The following is a 22,139-nucleotide window of genomic DNA, read 5'->3' as shown; positions in this document are numbered from 1 at the left end:
ACCCCCACATGACGGTTACGCTTGTGGGGGTGTTTATATTGTTATGTTAATTACTTATATATCGTTTTAAATGTTTAGCGGTTACTGAATTGTCGATATTGAAAATACCATCGGGTTCGCCCGCATAAAGTAATTGACCACCTTTATCTCCGGCATAGGGGCCGATATCAATTAACCAATCCGCCTGAGTCATCATCGTTAAATTATGCTCAATCAAGATAACTGTATTACCTTCGTCAATAAGATGATTAAAACAATCAATAAGGATTGGCAAATCATCTTCATGTAATCCAGTTGTTGGCTCATCAAAGATAAAGAGCTTGTTCGTCACGTCTTGAGTAAGGTAACGACTCAGTTTCACACGTTGAATTTCACCACCTGAAAGTGTATCTAATGATTGTCCTAAAGTCATGTAATTGAGCCCTGTATCCGCTAATGCTTGAAGCGGTCGCGTGATACTTGGACTATCACTAAATTTATCAATGGCCTCATCCACAGTTAATGCTAAAATATCCGCAATAGAATAACCTTCTACTTTAGCTTCTAACACTTCTGGACGATATCTTGTTCCACCACATAACTCGCAGATTTGTGAAAAGTCTGGCATAAACGCAAGTTCAGTTTTTAAGACGCCTTTGCCATGACATTCTGGACATGCACCTTCTGAATTATAGCTAAACAGACTTTTTTTAAGACCAGTGTGTTGGCTGAAGAAACTGCGCACATCGTCAAAGATACCTAGATAAGTGAGTAAATTAGAACGATTAGATGCATGAACAGGTTTCTGATCAATAAAAATAGCATTTGAGTTACGTTCAAATCCTGCAGAAATGAGTGAACTTTTACCTGAACCCGCAACACCTGTAACGACAGTCATCGCATGTTTAGGTAGTTCAGTTGAGACATTTTGTAAGTTATTACGACTAATATTTGAAATTTGAAGCATGTCTTTTGCCGTACGTGGTGTCGTTTTGAGTTGATGTTCACGATTTAATGCGCGACCAGTACTCGTGTCCGAAGCGAGTAGTGCGTTGTACGAGCCAGTAAATGTAATGTCACCGCCGTTTTTACCGGCTAAAGGACCTAAATCAATAATGTGGTCAGCTGTCTTAATTACATCTGGGTCATGTTCCACAACAAGCACCGTATTACCTTTATCTTTTAAGGATTGAATGATGTCATTAATGCGTTGAATGTCTTCTGGATGTAGTCCAACACTTGGTTCGTCAATAATGTATACAAGATCGCTTAGAGGACTATTTAAATGACGAATGAGTTTGATACGTTGTGATTCACCGCCAGATAGGGAAGTCGTTTCCCGTGCAAGTGTTAAATAGTTCAATCCGATATAACTTAACGCTTCTAGTTGTTTTTTGAGTGGCTCTATGATCACACGTGCCTTGTCGGATTTTATTTTCCTTAAAAAGGCTAACGCCTCATCAATTTGTAGGTTTGTGAATTCTGCAATATTTAAACCATTAATTTTACAACTTAGCACAGAGTCATTAAGACGTTGACCATGGCAATTAGGACAGTCATGTTTCGATACGACACGGTCGATGTCTTCCTTAAAACGTTTCTTTTCAAAATTATCATTGAGTAGAAATGAACGACGAAAACGATGGATTAATCCTTCAAATTTCGCAGTCCTTGGCCAATTTGAGGGCGGGTTCTTTAATTTGGTTGGTTCAGTATACAGAAAGGTATCCATTTCTTCTTTCGTGTAATCCTTTAGTTTCTTATCATTATCAAATAAACCTGTATATAAATAACGTTTACCACGCCAACTGTCTGGTCTAAATGAAGGGAATTTAATTGCATCTTCATTCAGTGATTTATCATAATCAAGCAATTCATTTAAATCTATATCTTCAACGTAGCCTAAGCCCGAACATGTTTCGCACATTCCTTTAGGATTATTAAAAGAAAAGATATCAGAGTAACCTACAAAGGGTTCGCCAATACGTGACCATAGAAGACGTACGGACGCGTAAATATCAGAAATCGTACCTACAGTTGAACGAGAATTACCGCCAAGACGTTTTTGATTGATAATCATAGCAACCGGAAGATGTTTAATTTGGTCAACATCAGGTTTCTCATATTGTGTGAGTTGATGTTGCACATAACTTGAATACGTTTCATTTAACAATCTTTCGGATTCTGCAGCTACAGTATTGAAGACGAGGGAAGACTTCCCTGAACCTGAACGACCTGTAAATACTGTTAATTTATGCTTTGGAATGGTTACATTTATATTATTTAAGTTGTTTTGTTTAGCACCAACAATCTCTATGTTAGACATAATTTCACCTCTTAATGAGAAATGTATATTTTAAGGTTCTAAAGGCTTAATTTTGACATCTAAATTAAAGTATTCTTTTAGCAAAGCGCGATAGTTGTCAGAAGTTACGTCGTACTTATCTTTACGATCTTGTTTACTTAGTGTGAGATGTTGTAATGACATCGTAGCACGACCAAATGACTGAGGTTGCGTAACGATCAGTTGTTGCACAAATATAGAATCTGGGTGTTCTGAATTATATTGAATCATATCCGCAAAATCTTCGACTTGTTTGGGGTGGAAACGCGCTTCGTAACGCGTGACCCATGTACCATTTTCAAGCTTTTGAATACAATAGGTACCGTCATGTTCTGAAATCGCACGAAATTCGCCTGTAATATCTGTCACAGGATGAGTAGGGTCGGTATTGGTAATAGGTAAAGCTTGTAAAGGTAAATCTCCAAAACCTACGTCTGCAACATAACTGACACCATCAATTGGGACTACAAGTGACATATGTGAACCTTCTGGACTACGATTGCCATTCGGCTGTTCGACTGTCGCAGACATGCGATATACGGTAAACCCTTTGGCTTCAAGGTAAGTCCCAAAGAAATGATTCATTTCGTAACAGAAACCGCCACGGTGTTGAATAATGAATTTATCATATAAATCATCAATTTCTACGGAGATAGGTATGCCATTTTGGACATTAATATTTTCAAAAGGAACCGTAAGCATGTATTGCTTAATATAATAATTGAGTGCTTCAAGTGTAGGTGATTGATGAAGTGAAGCATCTATGTGTAAATAGCGTTCGATAGTTTGAATGTTCATTAGATGAGGACTCCTTTTTAAGTGCGTTTAGTTATCCATACCCTATAAAAAGTTGAATGACGCATATAAGCAATGAATAGAAAGTGGTTCTAAACACTTGAGTGCCACTAATGTAGCGTGCTTAGAACCACTTTGAGTTTAAATTAAAATTGTAAATAACTTAAAGGTTATAATTCTTGTTTATTGAAAATGGCTATTGAAAGGAAATAAGAAGCCACCAAGCAAATGATGCCAAGTAGTGCATATAATCCTATGAAAAGGAAATCTGTAGGATTTGTTCCTAAATCAGAGAATGATCCTGAACGTACCACAGCTGATATAATGACACCAAAGTAAGTAATAAAGAATAAAATAAGAACGATAACAGATGTTGAAATCATGATGACATTTGAATTTTCTGGACCGAATTTAAAGGTTAACGGGAACATGATAGCGTATGTGCCTGCAGCACCTATACCAACTAAACCTGAAATAAGTGTTAACATCAAATTTTGGTGTATTGCCAATACTGCGATTAAGCCAATAATTAATCCGATGACGATGAGTATGCCGTAAAATGCAAAGTAGCTTTTAATATAAGCGCTACGATGTGATGGCAATGTTGAGATATAGTACATCCATTTAGAATCTTTTTCGCGTTTCAAGTTATCTGTCACTGGTGACAATAAGAAAAGCATTGGTAAGAAACATGCCATTGCTGGATTTATAAACGCGAATAAGACACTAGCTACAATGGCTACAATGAAATATGTGATAAGTGACTTTTTAGATGCATAGAAACTACTTAAAATAAGACCTTTCATTATTTATCACCTCTCATAATTAATTTTGTTGCGTCATCAATAGTGTTAAGTGAGTGCGCATTTGTAACGCGTGACCAATCATTAATTAAGATTTGACGTTTACCGTGTCTTACTCTTGAGGCAATGATGATGTCTTGTGGAATGTCTATATCATTTTGTTCCTCAATTTCTACAATACCGTATTGTTTTAACAATGCTTCCTTATTTTCTTGAAGGACAACTTCACCATCACGCATAAACACTAATTGTGTAGCGAGATGCTCAATATCTTCAGAAATATGAGATGAAATGAGAATACCATTGCCTTCTGAAATATAGTCTTCCAACATTTCAATGACTTCTTCACGTCCTGATACGTCCATACCCGCAGTAGCCTCATCCAGAATGAGTAACTTTGTATCATGCGCTAAAGCCATAGCTAAGGCTGCTTTCATACGCATCCCTCTTGAGAACGTCTTAATTTGCGCGTTAGTTGGTAATTCGAAACGCTGAATGACTTCAAAGAAACGATCACTGTTCCATGTTTTGAAAATATTCGCAAAAACCTTATCCATATCTTTAATTTCGAGTTTATCAGGCACACGTAAGTCATCAAATACAACGCCAATATGCTCTTTGTATGCATAATCCTTATCTGAGACAACTTGATCAAAAAATGAAATCTCTCCAGAATCTTTAAAACGGTTACCAACTAATGTATTAATCAATGTTGATTTACCTGAACCATTCTTACCAATTAAACCAATCACTTCACCAGGTCGAAGTGTTAAAGAAATATCTTTCAAATGGAATTGCGATTTCCTATACGACTTGTTGAGATGTTGCACTTGTAGTAGATGTTCCATAATAATCCTCTCTTTCTGTTGATTAGGTTTTGGATTTAATTTAATTAAAGATTAGTTACGTTTATCATAATATAGATTAATTAATAAATAACTAGGATTTGTAAAATTTACGTACTTTTAACATATAACCTAGACTGTTATATGCGAAAATAATAATTAAGAATAATATACCAAGTGTTTGATTTGAACCAGTATCAATAGAGAAGATACCTAAAAATATAATTGCGATCATTAATAATGCGAGGTTAACTTGATAATTTTTGTACATACTGACAAGAGTAATATGACGTTCGCCATCATCCATAAGTGCTAACGTTTTTTCTGTTGCCTTTTTTTCACCTATTTTAGGATAGCGTGAATCGAAACGACGATTGAAAAAGCCTGTCATCATTAAAGGTATGATACTCAATAAATACGGGATGGTTGCGTAAAGTACATCAATATTTGAACCGTGGCCAAAGACAATTAATAAAAGTGCGATAAAACTTATGATTAATTGGATATAAGTGATGATACTCGATTTAATAGAATTCAAATTAGCTTTTTTCTCGTATATATCGGCTTCGTCATCTTCAATCGAATTGAGACTTGAGGTTTTAAATTTAATCGCATCTTTTTGAACTTTCCATAAATAAACGGTAAGACCGATGATAAGTAGTGACGAAATGATACAAATAAGTATCCCGAAATGGGTATGCGATAAATTGATATTTGATAAGAAATTACTAATGCTTCCCATCGAACCGCCAACAATACCACCAATCAATCCACCGAGTACAAGTAAAAGTAGATTACGTCTTACTTTCATAAATCTCCCTCCTCAAATATAAAGACATTTTCAACTGGTTCATTGAATATACGCGCAATTTTAACGGCTGTTAAAATGGACGGCATAAAATCATTCCGTTCAATCAAAGAAACTGTTTGGCGTGAGATACCAGCTTTCTTAGCGAGTTGTGTTTGATTGAAGCCATCGCGAGCACGCAATTCTTTAAGACGATTTCGCAATATTCATCAGCTCCTTGTCTATAACGTTACATTATCTTTGTCATTTTGACAAGTATATTAGTCAAAAAGACCTATATTTTTGTCATAAAATTCTAAAAAGTAGCCTTCGGGTTGTCTGAAGTTAGACATCCAGAAGGCTTGTTTTACCGTGATTTACGATTCGATAGGACCCATTGATTTAAATCGTTAAGGCGATATTTTGTGACGATGGTTTGATTGACTTCATCCAATGTAATCGAAGATAAAGTGGAGATAAGTGTATGTTCAATTGTATTTAATGCATGACTAACTACACACATTTCTGCTTTTTGGCCTTCCTTTTCACCTAAGAAGGGCTTCAATAATTGCTGACTAGAAAAGATCGCGTCTCGACCTTCTATTGCTAGAAAAACATCATAAAATGTGATTTGATTTAAAGGCTTATTTAAAGAAAAGCCGCCATTTTTGCCTGTAGAAGAATTAACGAGATCTTCTTTAACAAGAGCTTTAATAATCTTCTTTAAATAAGAATCAGAAACATTTAAACGATCACTTAACGCGGTAGAGGTCATCACGCTATGTTTGGGTAGTAGGTTCAACATTAATAGAACATAGACGGCTTGCTCCCATCCTTTAGATAATTTCATAATAGTCCTCCAATGATAGACGTTTCTTTCATTATAAAATATAATATAAAAATTTTATATATTATGATTGAAAAATATAAAGGGTGCATTATAATACTATTTAAAGACAACGAATATCTTAATTATCTTTAATAAATGACTAGGAGATGACATCTATGAATTTACATCAACGTTCGCATTTATACTTCTATATATGTATCATTTTGACGACCCTATGTATGGGCTCTTCTTTTCCAACTGGGAAATACCTCATCTCAATTGAACACGTGCCACCCATGCTACTCGGGGGATGGCGTTTTACTATAGCCGGACTGATTATCTTAGTAGTTTTATTGTTGAAAAGGGGCGTTAAAAACACATTACCATCAATTGATCATAATAGTTACAAAGGCTTTATATTTGTCGCTACAATCGGTTTATTACAAACGGCTGGAACAATGGGATTATTAAATATAGCAATGTCATTGGGTGTATCCTCTTCAATGTCAGCTGTTTTACTGTTTACCAATCCATTATGGTTAGCTGTTCTTGCGCATTTCATACTGAAAGAGCGGTTAACAATGATTAAAATGGTTGCACTCGTGATTGGTGTGATTGGTGTTACGATATGTTTAGGGTTAGACCGTACTTTGCTAGGGTGGGGTGCGTGTGTCGCATTACTTGGTTCACTATGTTGGTCATGTAATACTGTTGTGACTAAGCAATTTAAGTTTGATAAAGGTGCATGGGTATTAACGGGATGGCAATTATTATTTGGCGGCATCATCATGTTCTTGATTAGCCAATTGTTAGGGGAACGTTATCACATTGAACAATTGAATGGTTGGGGATGGTTATGGTTTTGGTGGCTTGTGTTTCCAGCGTCTATTGGATCATTTGGATTATGGTTTAGTAGTTTGAATTTACGTGGTGCCACTATTTCGAGTAGTTTTTTATTTTTAGTGCCCTTATTTTCAACCATTTTTTCAATTATAGGGTTAGGTGAACCTTTCACATTACACATTATGTTAGGCGGATTGTGTGTTGTAATCGCATTGATTGCGATTAATTATTCGCCACATCACCTAAGAATTTAAGATAATAAATGTTTGAAAAATCGAATGATCGCACTAAATAGTTCTAGGATAATATTAATTATGAGTTCCCAAAGTGGTTGTTTGGATTTATCTTTTTTAGATTCAGACATCATATCACTCCTATGCTAGTTAGATTAACATAGCGACATTTTGATTGAAAATGTTACATATATGGAAGGTTTTCGAAATACTACATACTTAAAATTATCTTAATATTAATACAATGAAAATATATGAAAACTTGCGAATACTGACTTAAGAAAATCAAAAACTCTGAATAAACCTCTTCACATGGTACCTATTTTTTTGTAAGATAGCACTCGTATTATTTTTGAGCGCGATATAAAAGGAGGTAGCAAGATGAAAGGTAACAGAATGATGTTCTTTATATTCATGTTAGGTACATTTACAGTTGGCATGGCAGAGTATGTTGTAACTGGATTATTAACTCAAATTGCAAGTGACATGAAAGTATCTATTTCAAGTGCAGGATTATTAATTAGTGTATATGCCGTAAGTGTTGCGCTAATTGGGCCATTCATGCGTATATTCACAATGAATGTGCGTGCCAAACGATTATTACCGATTTTAGTGGCCATATTTATCGGAAGTAACGTGGTAGGGATGTTGGCACCTAACTTTCAAATATTACTGTTATCACGATTGTTGTCAGCGTCAATGCATGCACCCTTCTTTGGCGTATGTATGAGTGTCGCTGCAGCCGTTGCACCTCGTGGTAAACAACCACAAGCGATTGCACTTGTGCAAGCTGGCTTAACCATCGCGGTTATGATTGGTGTACCATTTGGTTCATTCTTAGGTGGATTTGCAAACTGGAGAGTCGTCTTTGGCGTTATGATTGGTTTAGCTGTGATGACGATGTTAGGTATGTTGAAATTTGTACCAGATGTATCACTTAGCACAGAATCTAATGTGAAAAATGAATTGAAAGTATTCAAAAATCCACATATTTTAATTGTGATGTCTATTATCGTCTTTGGTTATTCAGGTGTCTTCACAACGTATACCTTTATGGAGCCAATGATTCATAACTTCGCACCTTTTAAAATCGTCGGCCTAACGATCTGTTTATTTATGTTTGGTTTAGGTGGCGTGTTAGGGAACTTAATTACTGGGAATGTGCCAGAACCTAAATTGACGAAATATTTATTCTATACGTTTTTATTATTATTTTTAACCATCGTATTATTTGTCACTTTCGTGCATCATACGATCTTAGCAATTATAATTTGCTTCTTATTCGGATTTGGTACATTTGGTACGACACCCTTATTAAATAGTAAGATTATATTAAGTGCCAAAGAAGCACCACTACTTGCAAGCACATTAGCAGCATCTATCTTTAATGTTGCGAACTTCTTAGGCGCAATTATCGGGTCTATTTTATTATCAGTTGGTTTACCTTATTTAATGATTACCTTTGTGTCAGGTGGCATTATTATTCTAGGTATTTTAATTAATACAGTTAATTATTTCTATGAAAAGAAACATATCGAATTTGAAACATAATGCTTTAGTCGAAGTAACACCTCTAAGCTCAGTTGGTCATTATACTGATATTAGAGGTGTTTCATTATGTTTAATCCGATTCAAATTTTAATGTGGGTTCATACATTTCGTGGTTGAAATGATGTTTAGAAAATTGACGTAAATCATTGATAAATGTATGGATATTACGATCTAATTTCTCTTTCGTTCTAACGATGATAATACGTTTATCGTCAGAAGTTGTTTCGTATTTATCGTCATAGATTCTTGCAGCTATAGAAAATTTAGAGATATAATTCTCCAAAGATTCATAGCAATTTAATAAATCGCGAATAGGTTTATTGGATTCTTCTTCATGGTGACTCATAGTACCCAATAATTCTTGAATTTGATCGTCTAATTTTACAAAAAGTTCTTTAACATCATCACACTTCTCTAATGTTTGCGGCTTATTGATTAAAGCATTCGTTTCGCTTAAATGAATTTTACTTATTTTAGAAGCTTTGTAAGCAGTTAAATCGATCATACTCAAAATGTCATTTTTATAATCTTCACGTTTTTCTTCTTTTTCTTTAGTGATTTGATATTTAATGCCCCAAAATGTCCCAATTAGCGCAAAGATACCTCCGACAATCGCTGCTAAAAATTCGCTCATAAAGATGAACTCCCTTCCTGATGTGGATATTTACACATATATTGTACATTATCCGGGCGGTATGAGAAGAAAAATTATTGCTGAACTTTAAAATTAACGACTTGTGGAATGTTAGACAAATCGTTATTGGTAATGAAATCAATCAAAAGTTGCGCGCCTTCTTCTTGAATGTCTTTGACAACAGGTGCGTTGGCGAACATGTTGTAATTGCCACCACCTACAGCACGATAGTTGTTGACACAAATGGTATAAGTTTTATCACTGATAAGTGGTTCATTGCCAACCTTAATATCAGTTACGCGTTGACCAATAGGTTCTCCTACATGAATGGTATAAGTGATACCGCCATACATGTCATAGTTAAAATGCTGTGGTTTTGGATATAAAAAAGCATCATTAATGGTTATTTCGTTTTCGTCATTAAGTGCGAAATAGCTTGCTGATTTTTCTAAAGCGTCTTTAATACCTGCACCAGTGAGTTTCAAAACTTGAAACGTATTTGGAAATGGATAATTATTGATGATTTCTCGCATTGTAATACGTGTATTAAATCCGACTGCTGAGTCAAAGAGCGCCGTACTTGCAATATCAGCACCACTGTTCTCTAGTAACATAACATTGATTAAATTAATGAGTGGATGAGGTTTCATTCGAGCCTTAAACTTGTCTTCTACTAACATAGGTTCTGGTAGGGTCGTAATTTCTGTATCTAGCCAGTCCTCTAATTGTGTTAATAGCTTAGCATCTTCGGGTAACAGGCTGAAATCTTTATCAGGCATTACAGGCAATAATGTACTTTCTTTATGACTAATGCGGTTACGATCATCAATTGTTAGCGTTACTTTACCGACTTGTGTGGCACGTGTTCCAGGTTGTATAACGGCGGTGTCATACTTCACTGTTGCGATATCGCGGTGTTGATGACCTGTAATTAAGACATCGATACTTTTATGGAAACGACGTAGAATTTCAGACGCTTCATTTTCTCCAGTTAAATCTTCAGTCGGCACATCTGTATCTACATCACACTCGAATCCACCATGATATGACACGACAACGATGTCAGCTTTATTACGGACATTCGGTAATACTTGTGCGAGTGTTTCAACCGCACTTTTAAATGTTAAGCCTTCGATATGATGTGGTTGTTCCCAGTTCGGAATATATTGTGTAGTTAGACCGATCACGCCCACGATGAGGTCTCCCTTTTCAAAATAATGCACACCTTCACCTGTAAAAGGTTGATGTTGTGAATCTAAAATATTCGCGCATAACACTGGATAGTTAAGGGTTTGGAGTGTGTCGTTAAGGTATGTCAGGCCGTAATTAAATTCATGGTTTCCAATTGTTCCGAAATCAAAATTTAAACGATTGTATATGGTTGTTAATGGTTCGCTAGTCTGTAATTTAGACACTAAATAATTACAAAATGGTGCGCCTTGTAAGAAATCGCCATTATCAATTTTGAAATGAATATCGTCATGTTTGCTTGATGTTTCAATTAACTGATTCGCATATAACAACCCCATAGGTAACTGTTGATTTGCATGTGAAAAATCAGTAGGGAAAATATAGCCGTGAACATCACTCACGATATAAAGACCAAGTTGCGTCATATGTAACATCCTTTCATTAGAACAATAAAATAATAGTCATCATTATATGATATGCATGAGCACACATCTTGAATAAATGTTATATAAAGAAATTATAGTAAAAAAGTCAGGCAAATTAGATTTTAAAGAAAAAATTTAGAAATGATTTACAATAATTTAACGATATAAATAAATTTTATATAAAATTCATGATAATTAAATATTATTTCAAGTAATATTGTGCTAATCTTATATTGTCATATAAATTGACAAATTACACGATTTTATACATATCGAACGGGGGCATTACAGTTATGAAGCAAATGAAGTATCTTTTAGTGCTTGCTTTAACAGTTATTATTTTTGCGGCGGCGTGTGGAAATAATAGCTCATTAGACAGCAAGAATAAAAGCACTGACAGCGGATCAGATTCTAGTAAAGATGGTTACACACCTAAGGAATTAACGGTACAATTTGTGCCATCACAAAATGCAGACACACTTGAAGCAAAAGCAAAGCCACTTGAAAAATTGTTATCTAAAGAATTAGGAATTCCAGTAAAGGTATCTGTATCGACAAACTATAATACAATCGTTGAAGCGATGAAATCTAAAAAAGTGGATGTTGGATTCCTTCCACCAACAGCGTACACGTTAGCACATGATCAAAAAGCAGCAGACTTGTTGTTAAAAGCACAACGTTATGGCGTTAATGAAGATGGTTCTAATTCGAAAAAATTAGTAGATGACTATAAATCAGAAATATTAGTTAAAAAAGATTCTGGTATCAATAGCCTAAAAGACTTAAAAGGCAAAAAGATTGCATTACAAGATGTAACTTCTACAGCAGGATACACATTCCCTATCTCAACACTTAAAGAAGAAGCGGGTATTGATGCAACGAAAGATATGAAGATTGTTAATGTGAAAGGACACGACCAAGCAGTCATTTCATTACTTAACGGTGATGTTGATGCGGCAGCAGTATTCCAAGACGCACGTACCATCGTTAAAAAGGACCAACCAAATGTATTTAAAGATACTAAGATTATTAAATTAACAGAACCTATTCCAAATGACACGATTTCAGTACGTCCGGATATGGATAAGAAATTCCAAGATAAACTTAAAAAAGCATTTAAAGATATCTCTAAAACAAAAGAAGGTCACAAAATTATCAGTGAAGTATATTCTCACGAAGGATATACAGACGCGAAAGATTCAGACTTTGATATTGTAAGAAAATATGAAAAACAAGTTCAAGATATGAAATAAGCGTAGAATAATATTAAAAGAAGCTATAATACGATTAAAAAGTATTTAAATTTAGTCTAATAAACATTGTAGATAAACAAGGGACAAAGAAGTGCAAGGTCAAAAATAATATTTTTGAAGCTACGCAATAAATTCACAGTAGCTGACTGAACTGAGATATCGCTTATATCAAGCATTTCTCAGTTCTAATCATTCTTGCGGACGAGCCCCAGTATAAAAAATCGCGAAAGTGATTTTACAAGCAAAGCAAGCTGGGAGTCGATGACGAATTCTTGAAGAATTCTGTCTCACGAAGTTCTTTGTAAAAAATAAAGGGTGCTATTTAAATGAGTCAAATTGAATTTAAAGATGTCAATAAAGTATATCCCAATGGTCATGTAGGATTAAAAGATATCAATTTGAATATTGAAAAGGGAGATTTTGCAGTTATTGTTGGCTTATCGGGTGCAGGTAAATCAACGCTATTAAGATCCGTCAATCGACTGCATGATATTACATCCGGAGATATTCTTATTGAAGGTAAATCGATTACTAAAGCGAAAGGTAAATCGCTATTAATGATGCGTCGTAATATTGGCATGATTTTCCAACACTTTAATCTTGTGAAACGATCATCTGTATTGCGTAATGTGTTAAGTGGCCGTGTTGGTTATCATCCAACTTGGAAGATGGTGTTAGGTCTTTTCCCAAAAGAAGATAAAGTGAAGGCAATGGATGCGCTAGAGCGCGTGAATATTCTAGATAAATATGATCAGCGTTCTGATGAATTGTCTGGTGGTCAGCAACAACGTATTTCAATTGCACGTGCATTAGCACAAGAACCTGCAATTATCTTAGCGGATGAACCTGTTGCGTCATTGGATCCTCTTACAACAAAGCAAGTTATGGATGATTTAAAGAAAATTAATGAAGAATTAGGTATTACAATTCTAATTAACTTACACTTTGTAGATTTAGCGCTTGAATATGGTACGCGTATCATAGGTCTACGTGCAGGAGAACTTGTATATGATGGACCTGTTGAAGAAGCAACAGAAGCAGTCTTTAATGATATTTATGGCCGTAAGCTTAAAGATGACGAGAAGCTAGGGGTGGATTAAAATGACAACGCCTACTACGCATAAATATGATCAATATTTAAATAAAAAAATGTCACTTAAAACAAGTTTTACAGTGCTTATCGTTGTTGCTTTAGTTGTATGGAGTTTCTTATACACGGGCTTTAGCTTTGCCGATTTAATGGTAGGGTTACCTCAAATTGGTTCATTCTTTGGACAAATGGTGCCACCAGACTGGGCATATATACATACAATATTGAAACCGATGTTAGACACCATTCGAATGGCTATTGTTGGGACATTTTTAGGTGCGATTGTGTCTATACCAATTGCGCTAATTTGTGCAAGCAATATCATTAAAACAAAATGGGTTTCGATTCCCGCACGTTTTATTCTAAATATTGTGCGTACGATACCTGATTTATTATTAGCTGCTATCTTTGTAGCTGTCTTCGGTATTGGTCAAATCCCAGGTGTATTAGCGCTATTTATCTTAACAATCTGTGTAATTGCCAAATTACTATATGAATCACTAGAAACCATCGATCCAGGACCGATGGAAGCTATGACGGCAGTCGGCGCAAATAAAATAAAGTGGATTGTCTTTGGCGTTGTGCCACAAATTATGTCAACTTTCTTCTCATATGTGTTATTCGCATTTGAAATTAATATTCGCGCTTCAGCTGTACTTGGCCTTGTGGGTGCTGGTGGTATCGGATTGTTTTACGATTCAACACTAGGCTTATTCCAATATCCTAAAACTGCGATGATTATCCTGTTTACACTTGTTATTGTTGTAATTATTGACTATGCAAGTTCGAAAGTGAGGGAACAACTCGCATGACACAGAGTACAAACAAGCTAGAACAAAAGTATCCTGTTAAATCAAAACAACAAAAACAAAAATTAATTAAAAATTGGATTATAGCTATTGTTGTTTTAGGAATTATAGCGTGGGGCTTTGTAGGGATGCCCGCCTTAGAATTAAAATCAAAATCTATCGAAATTTTAAAATCTATCTTTAACGGCTTATTCCATCCAGATTGGGATTATGTGTATATTCCTGCGGGTGAGGATTTATTACGTGGATTACTTGAAACATTTGCAATTGCGGTGATAGGTACATTTATTGCTGCGGTCATATGTATTCCATTTGCTTTTCTAGGTGCACGAAATTTCATCAAAGTTCGCCCGGTAACAGGCATGACTAAATTGATATTAAGTGTGATTCGTGTATTTCCAGAAATCGTTATGGCGCTCATTTTCATTAAAGCAGTTGGTCCAGGCTCATTTTCAGGTGTATTAGCTTTAGGTATTCATTCAGTAGGGATGCTCGGAAAATTATTCGTCGAAGATATTGAAAGATTAGATTTTACTTCAGTAGAAGCACTGAAAGCGAGTGGTGCGAATAAGACTAAGACACTTATTTTTGCAATCATACCACAAATATTACCATCATTTTTATCACTCGTATTATATCGCTTTGAATTGAATTTACGTTCTGCATCCATTTTAGGTTTGATTGGTGCTGGCGGTATCGGTACACCACTCATTTTCGCCCTTCAAACACGTTCTTGGGATCGAGTAGGAATTATTTTAATCGGTTTAGTGATTATGGTAGCTATTGTCGATTTGATTTCAGGCGCAATACGTAAGCGAATAGTATAGATTGAATAGGGTCGAGTAAATATTAAAACGTATTTATTCGACTCTTTTTATATAGAGATGTTTAAAATATAGAGAGTCGATAATACATATAGTAGTTAATAAAATGCATGCACATGCATGAATATGGGTGTGCATTTTCAAAATGAAAGGAGATATAGAATGAATGTATTAGTTGTAGGTGCAAACGGTGCTGTAGGACGTAAAGTAGTAGCACAGTTGAAAGACACTGAACATAAATCCGTAGCTTTGGTACGTAAAGACGAACAAGTATCTGAATTAGAAAGTGTAGGCGCAGACAAAGTCGTAGTTGCTGACTTAGAAGGTGACATCTCTAATGCCTTTGATGACGTTGATGCTGTTATCTTTGCAGCTGGATCTGGTGGTAGTACTGGCTCAGATAAGACACTTCTTGTGGACCTTTGGGGTTCTAAAAAAGTGGTCGATGCAGCAAGCAAAAATGGCGTAAAAAAATTAGTACAATTAAGTGCAACAGATAGTCCAGACCCAGATAACGAGTCTGATGTGATGAGACCATACGCTGTTGCCAAACATATGTCTGATTACTATATTGAACAATCAGACTTGAATTATACCATCGTACGTCCAGGACCATTACAAAATGATGAAGGTACTGGCAAAATCGATGCTTCTTTCTCAATTGAAGGAGACCCAAATGGTTACACAATTCCACGAGATGATGTTGCAACAACATTAATCAACGCATTAGATATAACGCAATTAGATAAACAAGTGGTCTATATTCAATCAGGTGATACTACTATTAGAGAAGTATTAGAACAATTAAAATAAGATAGTTTATAATATAGAGAAACCCATGGGGGAGATAATGCACGCGATATGAGTGTTATCTCGCTACCATGGGTTTCGTGTTATGATTTGAACACATCACGTAAGGTATTTTCAAAAGTGACTTTAACTTCGTTATAGAAATGACGTCCTTTATCTGTCATAGCAGCGTAAACATCACGTTTATCCTCACTACAACCTTGTCGTCGTATCACACCACAATCTTTTGATTCCATTCTTGTTGCTAATCTAGACATTGCACTTTGACTCAAACCAACTTTCGTTTGTAACACTTTCAACGGTAATTGATGATGTTCTGCACAATCTAAATACATTAAGACATAGAATTCTTTTAATGCAAGATGATGGTGAGACATTAAATCGTGTTCTAACTGCTTTGAAACGTTATTGTATATGGATGTAAATTCTAGCCATTCATTTACTAATTCATTTGCCATAGTTATGCCTCACATTTATTTCTTAGTCTGTTTTTTAATATTATAACAATAATTAAAATAAGCTAGCGACATAATAAACTAAATAATTAATTTAACATTGGTAGCGTTAATCATAATAGCGTTAGATAGACAAATGAGTTGAACGCTCCCGAAACTTACAGAGTTGTAATTTTGGGCTTTCTCCCTAAAAATCTTAAGTTAAATATGTTTACATATAATTGAGGTGAGTGATTATGGAAGATGTAAAAGACAAATATAACTACAGACATGACGACGATTACGGTAGCAGAAATGAAAATATTGCATCGTCTATTAGTTATTTAAGCGTATTTTTTGCACCAGTACTATTACCAATTGTAATGTGGATCATCGCTGACCAACCAGTATCAACCCACGCACGTAAAGCGTTGTTTAACCATATTTTAACTTGGATTTGCTTTGCATTAGCGCCATTCGCATTGATGATATCTGCTAGCTTTATGGGCAACGCTTCAACAAATATGGATAGTTGGGTTGTATTTGGTTCATGGGTAATTGCCGTTATACTAGGTTTAGTCGGTGTTTATTTATTCATTCAAAATATCGTTAGAGGCATTAAACTCTTATTAGTTTAGAATTATAAAAAAGAAGCTATCGCTAGGTGAGACCACCTATTGCGATAGCTTCTTTACTTATCATATGCATAAAAGAAATGCTTTAGTAATAAAAGTAACAGATAATTAGAAAAATATAGTTATTGTTTATTTCATAAGTTGACGTCTAAGGCTAATTACACCTACACCTAATATAAAAGCTAAAATACTGTAAACAAATGGTGTTGTTGAAGTGCGTTCGCCCGTCATAGGTAATTCGTGATGTAATGAAGATTGACTCGCTTCTTGTTGAGAATGCGTTGCTTGTTTACTAAGTTGTGTATTCATTTGTGATTGTGGTGACTGCGCTTGTTGTTTAACTAAATGATGCTTTTCTGCGTAACCATTGAAGCCCATGTCATTATCTTCAGCTTGATGTTTATCTGGATCTTGTTGTGCGTTCGTCTTAGATGATTGATTAACTAACCCGTGTTGTTCTGCATAACCATTGAATCCCATATCGTTATCCTCAGCTTGATGTTTATCTGGATCTTGTTGTGCGTTTGTCTTAGATGTTTGATTAACTAACCCGTGTTGCTCTGCATAACCATTGAAGCCCATGTCATTATCTTCAGCTTGATGTTTATCTGGATCTTGTTGTGCGTTCGTCTTAGATGTTTGATTAACTAACCCGTGTTGTTCTGCATAACCATTAAAGCCCATGTCATTATCTTCAGCTTGATGTTTCGTAGTGTCATTGTTGCTAGTTACATCATGGTTAAACCCAGGATCAATATCATTGTTGTCATCAACATCGTGGTTAAACCCAGGATCTACGTTGTTGTTATCTTGATTGTTCGTAGTGTCATTGTTACTAGTTACATCATGGTTGAAACCAGGATCTGTATCATTGTTGTCATCAACATCATGGTTAAACCCAGGATCTACACTGTTGTTACTACCTTGAGATGTTATAGGTTGACCATTATTATCGTGATTGAACGCTTGGTCAATGTTGTTTGTTGCTGCAAAAGCATGGCCATGTGACATAAGTAATAGTGATGATGTTACTAATGTTGTTCCGAAAGCATATTTAAAACGTCTTTTAATCAATTCATCCACTCCCTAGTAAATAGCATTCTTCATACATAAAGATGATTATTTAATAATTAAAAATATCATAAATATGTATATTTATAACTTAACACAATAATTTAAATTCAACCTTAATATCTTCTATCAACTGAATGACAGTTTTGTCATATACACATTTATCACATTATTGTGCTACGATATATACGACTTTTGAAAATAGGAGAGGATGTATGATGCAATTACGTGCAGTAACCGAAGCGGATTTGTCTTCACTAATTGAATTAGAAAATGAAGGTTTTACATCTGATGAAGCAGCTACACCAGAAGCATTAAAAGAGAGAATCGGTAAAATACCTGATACATTCATCATAGCTGAAAATGCGGGCCAAATTCTTGGCTATATTAATGGGCCTGTGATTACGCAACGTTATATAACTGATGACTTATTTGAAACGAGTGAGCGCAATCCTGAATATGGTGGCTATCTTAGTATACTTGGATTAGTTGTTAGTAAAAGTAGCCAAGGACAAGGCATTGCCGGGCAATTATTAAAAGCATTTGAGGATTTGGCTAGACAACATTCAAGACATGCCGTAACACTAACTTGTCGCGAAACATTAGTGCCTTTTTATGAACATTACGGCTATATTAATGAAGGAGCGTCAACGTCACAACACGCGGGTATAAAGTGGTATAACATGGTTAAAGAAGTATAATTAGATGTCTTAGAATGAATATAGTAGTATATGAAGATATATATGGTTTGTAGTACTTCAGTAAATAATACGTTTCATGGGCTTCACACATTAGAAATCAATTTGTGTATGCCCATTTTTTTAATGATTTTGTCTATCATAACATCTCTAGGCGATCTCGTTAAAAATTAACAAACACTGTTATTGAATTGACCAACTGTATGAAGGACACCATCGAAAAAGTAATTTCAAATCAACTATGTATTGTTTGAAATATAATAATTACCAAAACTTAAAAAATTCAAAAACTCTATTTTAATAGGAAGAAACTCGTTCTGAAGAATGTGTTTTTTCCTATTTTTAATTTAAAAATAGCTCTAATTACTAAAGAAATAATAAAGCGATAGATCTGTCATGCTTACAATATTGTTATACCGATTAAATAAATGAATTTAAATACAAATAAATGAATATTATCATCTCAATCCAGTATATATAAATAAGCATTACAACTGATTCATCTTAAAGAAACTTACTAACCAAGTAATAATTTGATTGAAACAAAAATAATGAAAATAAAAATAATGAATAAATCATGCATACTTTTGAATTTTACACAATATAATATAGAAAAACCTTATATAAATGAATTCTAATTTTGTTGCAATTTGCATGTGAAGGGTAATATAATAGCATAAATTCAAATTAATTGTGGTCAATTAGTAGATGGGGAAGTAATTGGAAAATAGAGGAGAGTATTATGTCGAAAAAAGAGAGAAATTTTAAACGATCCTTTGGTGAAGCAAAAGCAAGGGTGAAACTATATAAATCTGGAAAACAATGGGTTAAAGCGGGTATTAAGGAAATTCAACTACTTAAAATGTTGGGTTTACCATTCTTAAATAAAGATGTAGAAGAAATTAGCAATTTAGAAACAAATCATAATGAGCGATTAAAAAAACAAGCCATGAGAGCAACTGGCTTAGTAGGCGGTGCCTTTACCTTTACGATGCTTAATGACCATCAGGCATATGCTGCTTCTGAGACACCTATGACTTCAGAAATTTCATCCACGAGTGCAACAGTAGCAAATCAACAATCAACTGCGATTACTAAATCAGAAACTTCCGAGTCTACTGAAACAACAAGTAAAAGCACTGTAGAAAGTACAAGCGATAAGAATTCAGTAGAAACGACTTCTAATAAAGCGGCATCTAACGCTAATTCATCCACGAGTACAACGTCTACTTCGGAACAAGAAGCACCTAAGTCAGAAGCTGCTTCTTCGGAAAAACAAATTGAAAAGAATTCTGGAAATGCATCGAATAGTGATAAAAGTAAAGAGACAAGTACGTCTGAAGAAAAAAAGAGCAGTACGAATTCTTTAGAAAAAGACACTTCTACTAACAGCACATCAGAAAAAAGTAATAAAATTTCTTCAAGTAGCAATAAAGAATCATTAAGTAACTCAAATGAGAATAACTCAAAAGGAAGTACGCGTACTGAAGCATCACTAACGTCAAATAATGCCCCAAAAAGTGTGACATCTTCAACGCACACTACAGAAAGCAATAAAAACGAAGATTTAGGATCTGCCTTATTTACTACTAATTCAACAAGTTCATCCACAAGTCCAACTAAGTTAAGAACGTTTAGTAGATTGGCAGTAAATACACTTGCAGCAACAACAGCAGCGACTAGTCAAACTAACACATATACAGGAGTTGGATCTTCAAAATTTAGTAATGGTACAAACTATCCGATTTACTATAGGGTAACAGTAACGAATAATGGTGATGGAACAGTAACTTTTAGATATACAATCACCTATGACAATCCGAATACTACTGCTACTATTGAAAAGCCAGGAGTGACAACAGATACCAATGTAACTAATCCTAATCAGCCAATGATTACTTTAGGTAGTGGTTATAGTGCAATAACTAAAGTAAAGCAAGGATACACTGATCCAAACTATAATTTTATAACAAATGTTAAAACAACTACTCCGACAGTTGTGACTAAAGGGGACGGGTATACTTGGACCGGAGCAACGTTAAGTAAATATTATGTGTCTCAAGGCTACGGCGTTACTGCGGAATTTACGGTGAATATAAATAATCCTAGCGGAGATTTATCATTTAAAATATCCCCTTCAGCTAGCTATGCATTAGATTCATCATATGTGAACTACTTTGATAACGCTACAATTAATAATGTAGAGCCGAGTACATCAACCAGTCAATCAACCAGTTTATCTAATAGTGTAATAAAAAGTCAGAGCCAATCAAGAAGTGAAAGTGTAGCCAAAAGTGAAAGTGATTCAAAAAGCACAAGTACAAGCAAAGTTAATAGCGAAAATGCATCAAGAAGTGAAAGTGTAGCCAAAAGTGAAAGTGACTCAAGAAGTACGAGTACATCATTAAGTGATTCGACAAAAGCGAGTACGTCATTGAGTGCATCAACATCAACGAGTGTAAGTGACTCAACAAGTGCAAGTACATCATTGAGTGCATCAGCATCAACGAGTGCAAGCGACTCAACAAGTGCAAGTACATCGTTAAGTGAGTCAACATCAACGAGTGTGAGTGACTCAACAAGTGAGAGCACGTCATTAAGTGGATCAGCAAGCGTGAGTCTTTCAGACTCATTAAGCGCAAGCACATCAGATAGTGCATCAACATCAACAAGTGTGAGCGATTCAACAAGCACAAGCACATCAGATAGTGAATCAACATCAACAAGCGTAAGTGACTCAACAAGTGCAAGTACGTCAGACAGTGAGTCAGCATCAACAAGTGAGAGTGACTCAACGAGCACAAGTACATCAGATAGTGAGTCAGCATCAACAAGTGTGAGCGATTCAACAAGCACAAGCACATCAGATAGTGAATCAACATCAACAAGCGTAAGTGACTCAACGAGCACAAGTACATCAGATAGTGCGTCAACATCAACAAGTGAGAGTGACTCAACAAGTGCAAGCACATCAGATAGCGCATCAGCATCAACGAGTGTGAGTGACTCAACAAGTGCAAGTACGTCAGACAGTGAGTCAGCATCAACAAGCGTAAGTGACTCAACAAGTGAGAGTACATCATTAAGTGCATCAGCATCAACAAGCGTGAGTGACTCAACAAGTGATAGCACGTCATTAAGTGGATCAGAAAGCGAGAGTCTTTCAGACTCATTAAGCGAAAGCACGTCAGATAGTGCATCAACATCAACGAGTGTGAGCGACTCAACAAGTGCAAGTACATCATTAAGTGCATCA

Annotated in this window: 21 protein-coding genes; 10 read left to right on the top strand and 11 right to left on the bottom strand. The window is 35.2% G+C overall.

Annotation, left to right across the window (positions count from 1 at the left end; translation table 11 throughout):
- Positions 1-46: 46 nt before the first annotated feature.
- The 7 genes from KA878_RS02915 to KA878_RS02885 form a co-directional block, all read right to left on the bottom strand.
- Positions 47-2,305 (bottom strand): ATP-binding cassette domain-containing protein, encoded by a 2,259-nt coding sequence (locus KA878_RS02915; protein WP_193838805.1) that lies wholly within the window; start codon positions 2,303-2,305, stop codon positions 47-49.
- Positions 2,306-2,335: 30 nt separating this feature from the next.
- Entirely contained in the window at positions 2,336-3,121 is a 786-nt protein-coding gene (locus KA878_RS02910; protein ID WP_193838806.1) for an arylamine N-acetyltransferase family protein, read from the bottom strand.
- A gap of 167 nt (positions 3,122-3,288) precedes the next feature.
- Positions 3,289-3,924 carry an ABC-2 transporter permease gene (locus KA878_RS02905; protein ID WP_193838807.1) on the bottom strand — a complete coding sequence of 212 codons (636 nt, stop codon included), beginning with the start codon at positions 3,922-3,924 and terminating at the stop codon, positions 3,289-3,291.
- On the bottom strand, positions 3,924-4,769 hold the full coding sequence (locus KA878_RS02900) for an ABC transporter ATP-binding protein (RefSeq protein WP_193838808.1): 846 nt from the start codon (positions 4,767-4,769) through the stop codon (positions 3,924-3,926). Before KA878_RS02900 ends, KA878_RS02905 begins: the two co-directional genes overlap by 1 nt.
- A 91-nt stretch (positions 4,770-4,860) precedes the next feature.
- Complete coding sequence (locus KA878_RS02895; protein WP_193838809.1) at positions 4,861-5,577, bottom strand: DUF3169 family protein; 717 nt, start codon at positions 5,575-5,577, stop codon at positions 4,861-4,863.
- Positions 5,574-5,777, bottom strand: a complete 204-nt coding sequence (locus tag KA878_RS02890; RefSeq protein ID WP_053030021.1) for a helix-turn-helix transcriptional regulator — start codon at positions 5,775-5,777, stop codon at positions 5,574-5,576. The genes KA878_RS02895 and KA878_RS02890 overlap by 4 nt, the downstream gene beginning before the upstream one ends.
- A 143-nt stretch (positions 5,778-5,920) precedes the next feature.
- Entirely contained in the window at positions 5,921-6,403 is a 483-nt protein-coding gene (locus KA878_RS02885) for an RrF2 family transcriptional regulator (protein WP_193838810.1), read from the bottom strand.
- Between the two features lie 155 nt (positions 6,404-6,558).
- On the opposite strand from KA878_RS02885, the gene KA878_RS02880 reads away from it, so the two are divergent.
- A complete protein-coding gene (locus KA878_RS02880; RefSeq protein ID WP_193838811.1) occupies positions 6,559-7,479 on the top strand; it encodes a DMT family transporter in 921 nt (306 codons plus the stop codon).
- 360 nt (positions 7,480-7,839) lie between these two features.
- Positions 7,840-9,009: an MFS transporter gene (locus KA878_RS02875; protein WP_193838812.1), complete on the top strand. Its 1,170-nt coding sequence runs from the start codon at positions 7,840-7,842 to the stop codon at positions 9,007-9,009.
- Positions 9,010-9,079: 70 nt separating this feature from the next.
- Here KA878_RS02875 and KA878_RS02870 read toward each other — a convergent pair whose 3' ends face one another.
- Entirely contained in the window at positions 9,080-9,643 is a 564-nt protein-coding gene (locus KA878_RS02870) for a hypothetical protein (protein WP_053030017.1), read from the bottom strand.
- A 74-nt stretch (positions 9,644-9,717) separates the two neighbouring features.
- Entirely contained in the window at positions 9,718-11,259 is a 1,542-nt protein-coding gene (locus KA878_RS02865) for a bifunctional metallophosphatase/5'-nucleotidase (RefSeq protein ID WP_193838813.1), read from the bottom strand.
- A gap of 293 nt (positions 11,260-11,552) precedes the next feature.
- Between KA878_RS02865 and KA878_RS02860 the strand changes: the two genes are divergently transcribed.
- The 5 genes from KA878_RS02860 (at position 11,553) to KA878_RS02840 (ending at position 16,048) form a co-directional block, all read left to right on the top strand.
- Positions 11,553-12,512: a phosphate/phosphite/phosphonate ABC transporter substrate-binding protein gene (locus KA878_RS02860; RefSeq protein WP_193838814.1), complete on the top strand. Its 960-nt coding sequence runs from the start codon at positions 11,553-11,555 to the stop codon at positions 12,510-12,512.
- A 326-nt stretch (positions 12,513-12,838) separates the two neighbouring features.
- The gene (gene phnC / locus KA878_RS02855) at positions 12,839-13,612 is read left to right on the top strand and encodes a phosphonate ABC transporter ATP-binding protein (RefSeq protein WP_053030014.1); all 774 of its coding nucleotides are present in this window, start codon (positions 12,839-12,841) and stop codon (positions 13,610-13,612) included.
- 1 nt (position 13,613) lies between these two features.
- On the top strand, positions 13,614-14,414 hold the full coding sequence (gene phnE / locus KA878_RS02850; RefSeq protein WP_228480656.1) for a phosphonate ABC transporter, permease protein PhnE: 801 nt from the start codon (positions 13,614-13,616) through the stop codon (positions 14,412-14,414).
- Positions 14,411-15,238 (top strand): phosphonate ABC transporter, permease protein PhnE, encoded by an 828-nt coding sequence (gene phnE / locus KA878_RS02845; protein ID WP_193838815.1) that lies wholly within the window; start codon positions 14,411-14,413, stop codon positions 15,236-15,238. The genes phnE (KA878_RS02850) and phnE (KA878_RS02845) overlap by 4 nt, the downstream gene beginning before the upstream one ends.
- A gap of 159 nt (positions 15,239-15,397) precedes the next feature.
- The gene (locus KA878_RS02840) at positions 15,398-16,048 is read left to right on the top strand and encodes an SDR family oxidoreductase (RefSeq protein WP_193838816.1); all 651 of its coding nucleotides are present in this window, start codon (positions 15,398-15,400) and stop codon (positions 16,046-16,048) included.
- Positions 16,049-16,128: 80 nt separating this feature from the next.
- Here the strand turns inward: KA878_RS02840 and KA878_RS02835 are convergent, their stop codons facing one another.
- On the bottom strand, positions 16,129-16,503 hold the full coding sequence (locus tag KA878_RS02835; RefSeq protein ID WP_053030010.1) for a transcriptional regulator, SarA/Rot family: 375 nt from the start codon (positions 16,501-16,503) through the stop codon (positions 16,129-16,131).
- A 233-nt stretch (positions 16,504-16,736) separates the two neighbouring features.
- Here KA878_RS02835 and KA878_RS02830 point away from each other — a divergent pair, with 233 nt between their 5' ends.
- A complete protein-coding gene (locus KA878_RS02830; protein ID WP_193838817.1) occupies positions 16,737-17,117 on the top strand; it encodes a hypothetical protein in 381 nt (126 codons plus the stop codon).
- A gap of 126 nt (positions 17,118-17,243) precedes the next feature.
- Here the strand turns inward: KA878_RS02830 and KA878_RS02825 are convergent, their stop codons facing one another.
- The gene (locus KA878_RS02825) at positions 17,244-18,188 is read right to left on the bottom strand and encodes a hypothetical protein (protein WP_193838818.1); all 945 of its coding nucleotides are present in this window, start codon (positions 18,186-18,188) and stop codon (positions 17,244-17,246) included.
- A gap of 215 nt (positions 18,189-18,403) precedes the next feature.
- On the opposite strand from KA878_RS02825, the gene KA878_RS02820 reads away from it, so the two are divergent.
- A complete protein-coding gene (locus KA878_RS02820) occupies positions 18,404-18,886 on the top strand; it encodes a GNAT family N-acetyltransferase (protein WP_193839940.1) in 483 nt (160 codons plus the stop codon).
- 739 nt (positions 18,887-19,625) lie between these two features.
- Positions 19,626-22,139, top strand: a 2,514-nt coding sequence (locus KA878_RS02815) for a KxYKxGKxW signal peptide domain-containing protein (protein ID WP_210142060.1), incomplete at its 3' end; no start/stop codon positions are given.

The organism is Staphylococcus sp. GDY8P57P (assembly GCF_017892585.1).
Classification (GTDB): Bacteria; Bacillota; Bacilli; order Staphylococcales; family Staphylococcaceae; genus Staphylococcus; species Staphylococcus borealis.
Note: the sequence above shows the minus strand (reverse complement) of the source record. Positions and strands in the feature narration are given on the sequence as shown.

Coding starts and splice junctions, on each gene's coding strand:
- KA878_RS02830 (WP_193838817.1), top strand. CDS start 16,737: ATGGAAGATGTAAAAGACAAATATAACTACAGACATGACGACGATTAC.
- KA878_RS02870 (WP_053030017.1), bottom strand. CDS start 9,643: ATGAGCGAATTTTTAGCAGCGATTGTCGGAGGTATCTTTGCGCTAATT.
- phnE (WP_228480656.1), top strand. CDS start 13,614: ATGACAACGCCTACTACGCATAAATATGATCAATATTTAAATAAAAAA.
- KA878_RS02905 (WP_193838807.1), bottom strand. CDS start 3,924: ATGAAAGGTCTTATTTTAAGTAGTTTCTATGCATCTAAAAAGTCACTT.
- KA878_RS02865 (WP_193838813.1), bottom strand. CDS start 11,259: ATGACGCAACTTGGTCTTTATATCGTGAGTGATGTTCACGGCTATATT.
- KA878_RS02860 (WP_193838814.1), top strand. CDS start 11,553: ATGAAGCAAATGAAGTATCTTTTAGTGCTTGCTTTAACAGTTATTATT.
- KA878_RS02885 (WP_193838810.1), bottom strand. CDS start 6,403: ATGAAATTATCTAAAGGATGGGAGCAAGCCGTCTATGTTCTATTAATG.
- phnC (WP_053030014.1), top strand. CDS start 12,839: ATGAGTCAAATTGAATTTAAAGATGTCAATAAAGTATATCCCAATGGT.
- KA878_RS02895 (WP_193838809.1), bottom strand. CDS start 5,577: ATGAAAGTAAGACGTAATCTACTTTTACTTGTACTCGGTGGATTGATT.
- phnE (WP_193838815.1), top strand. CDS start 14,411: ATGACACAGAGTACAAACAAGCTAGAACAAAAGTATCCTGTTAAATCA.
- KA878_RS02820 (WP_193839940.1), top strand. CDS start 18,404: ATGCAATTACGTGCAGTAACCGAAGCGGATTTGTCTTCACTAATTGAA.
- KA878_RS02915 (WP_193838805.1), bottom strand. CDS start 2,305: ATGTCTAACATAGAGATTGTTGGTGCTAAACAAAACAACTTAAATAAT.
- KA878_RS02880 (WP_193838811.1), top strand. CDS start 6,559: ATGAATTTACATCAACGTTCGCATTTATACTTCTATATATGTATCATT.
- KA878_RS02835 (WP_053030010.1), bottom strand. CDS start 16,503: ATGGCAAATGAATTAGTAAATGAATGGCTAGAATTTACATCCATATAC.
- KA878_RS02910 (WP_193838806.1), bottom strand. CDS start 3,121: ATGAACATTCAAACTATCGAACGCTATTTACACATAGATGCTTCACTT.
- KA878_RS02875 (WP_193838812.1), top strand. CDS start 7,840: ATGAAAGGTAACAGAATGATGTTCTTTATATTCATGTTAGGTACATTT.
- KA878_RS02840 (WP_193838816.1), top strand. CDS start 15,398: ATGAATGTATTAGTTGTAGGTGCAAACGGTGCTGTAGGACGTAAAGTA.
- KA878_RS02900 (WP_193838808.1), bottom strand. CDS start 4,769: ATGGAACATCTACTACAAGTGCAACATCTCAACAAGTCGTATAGGAAA.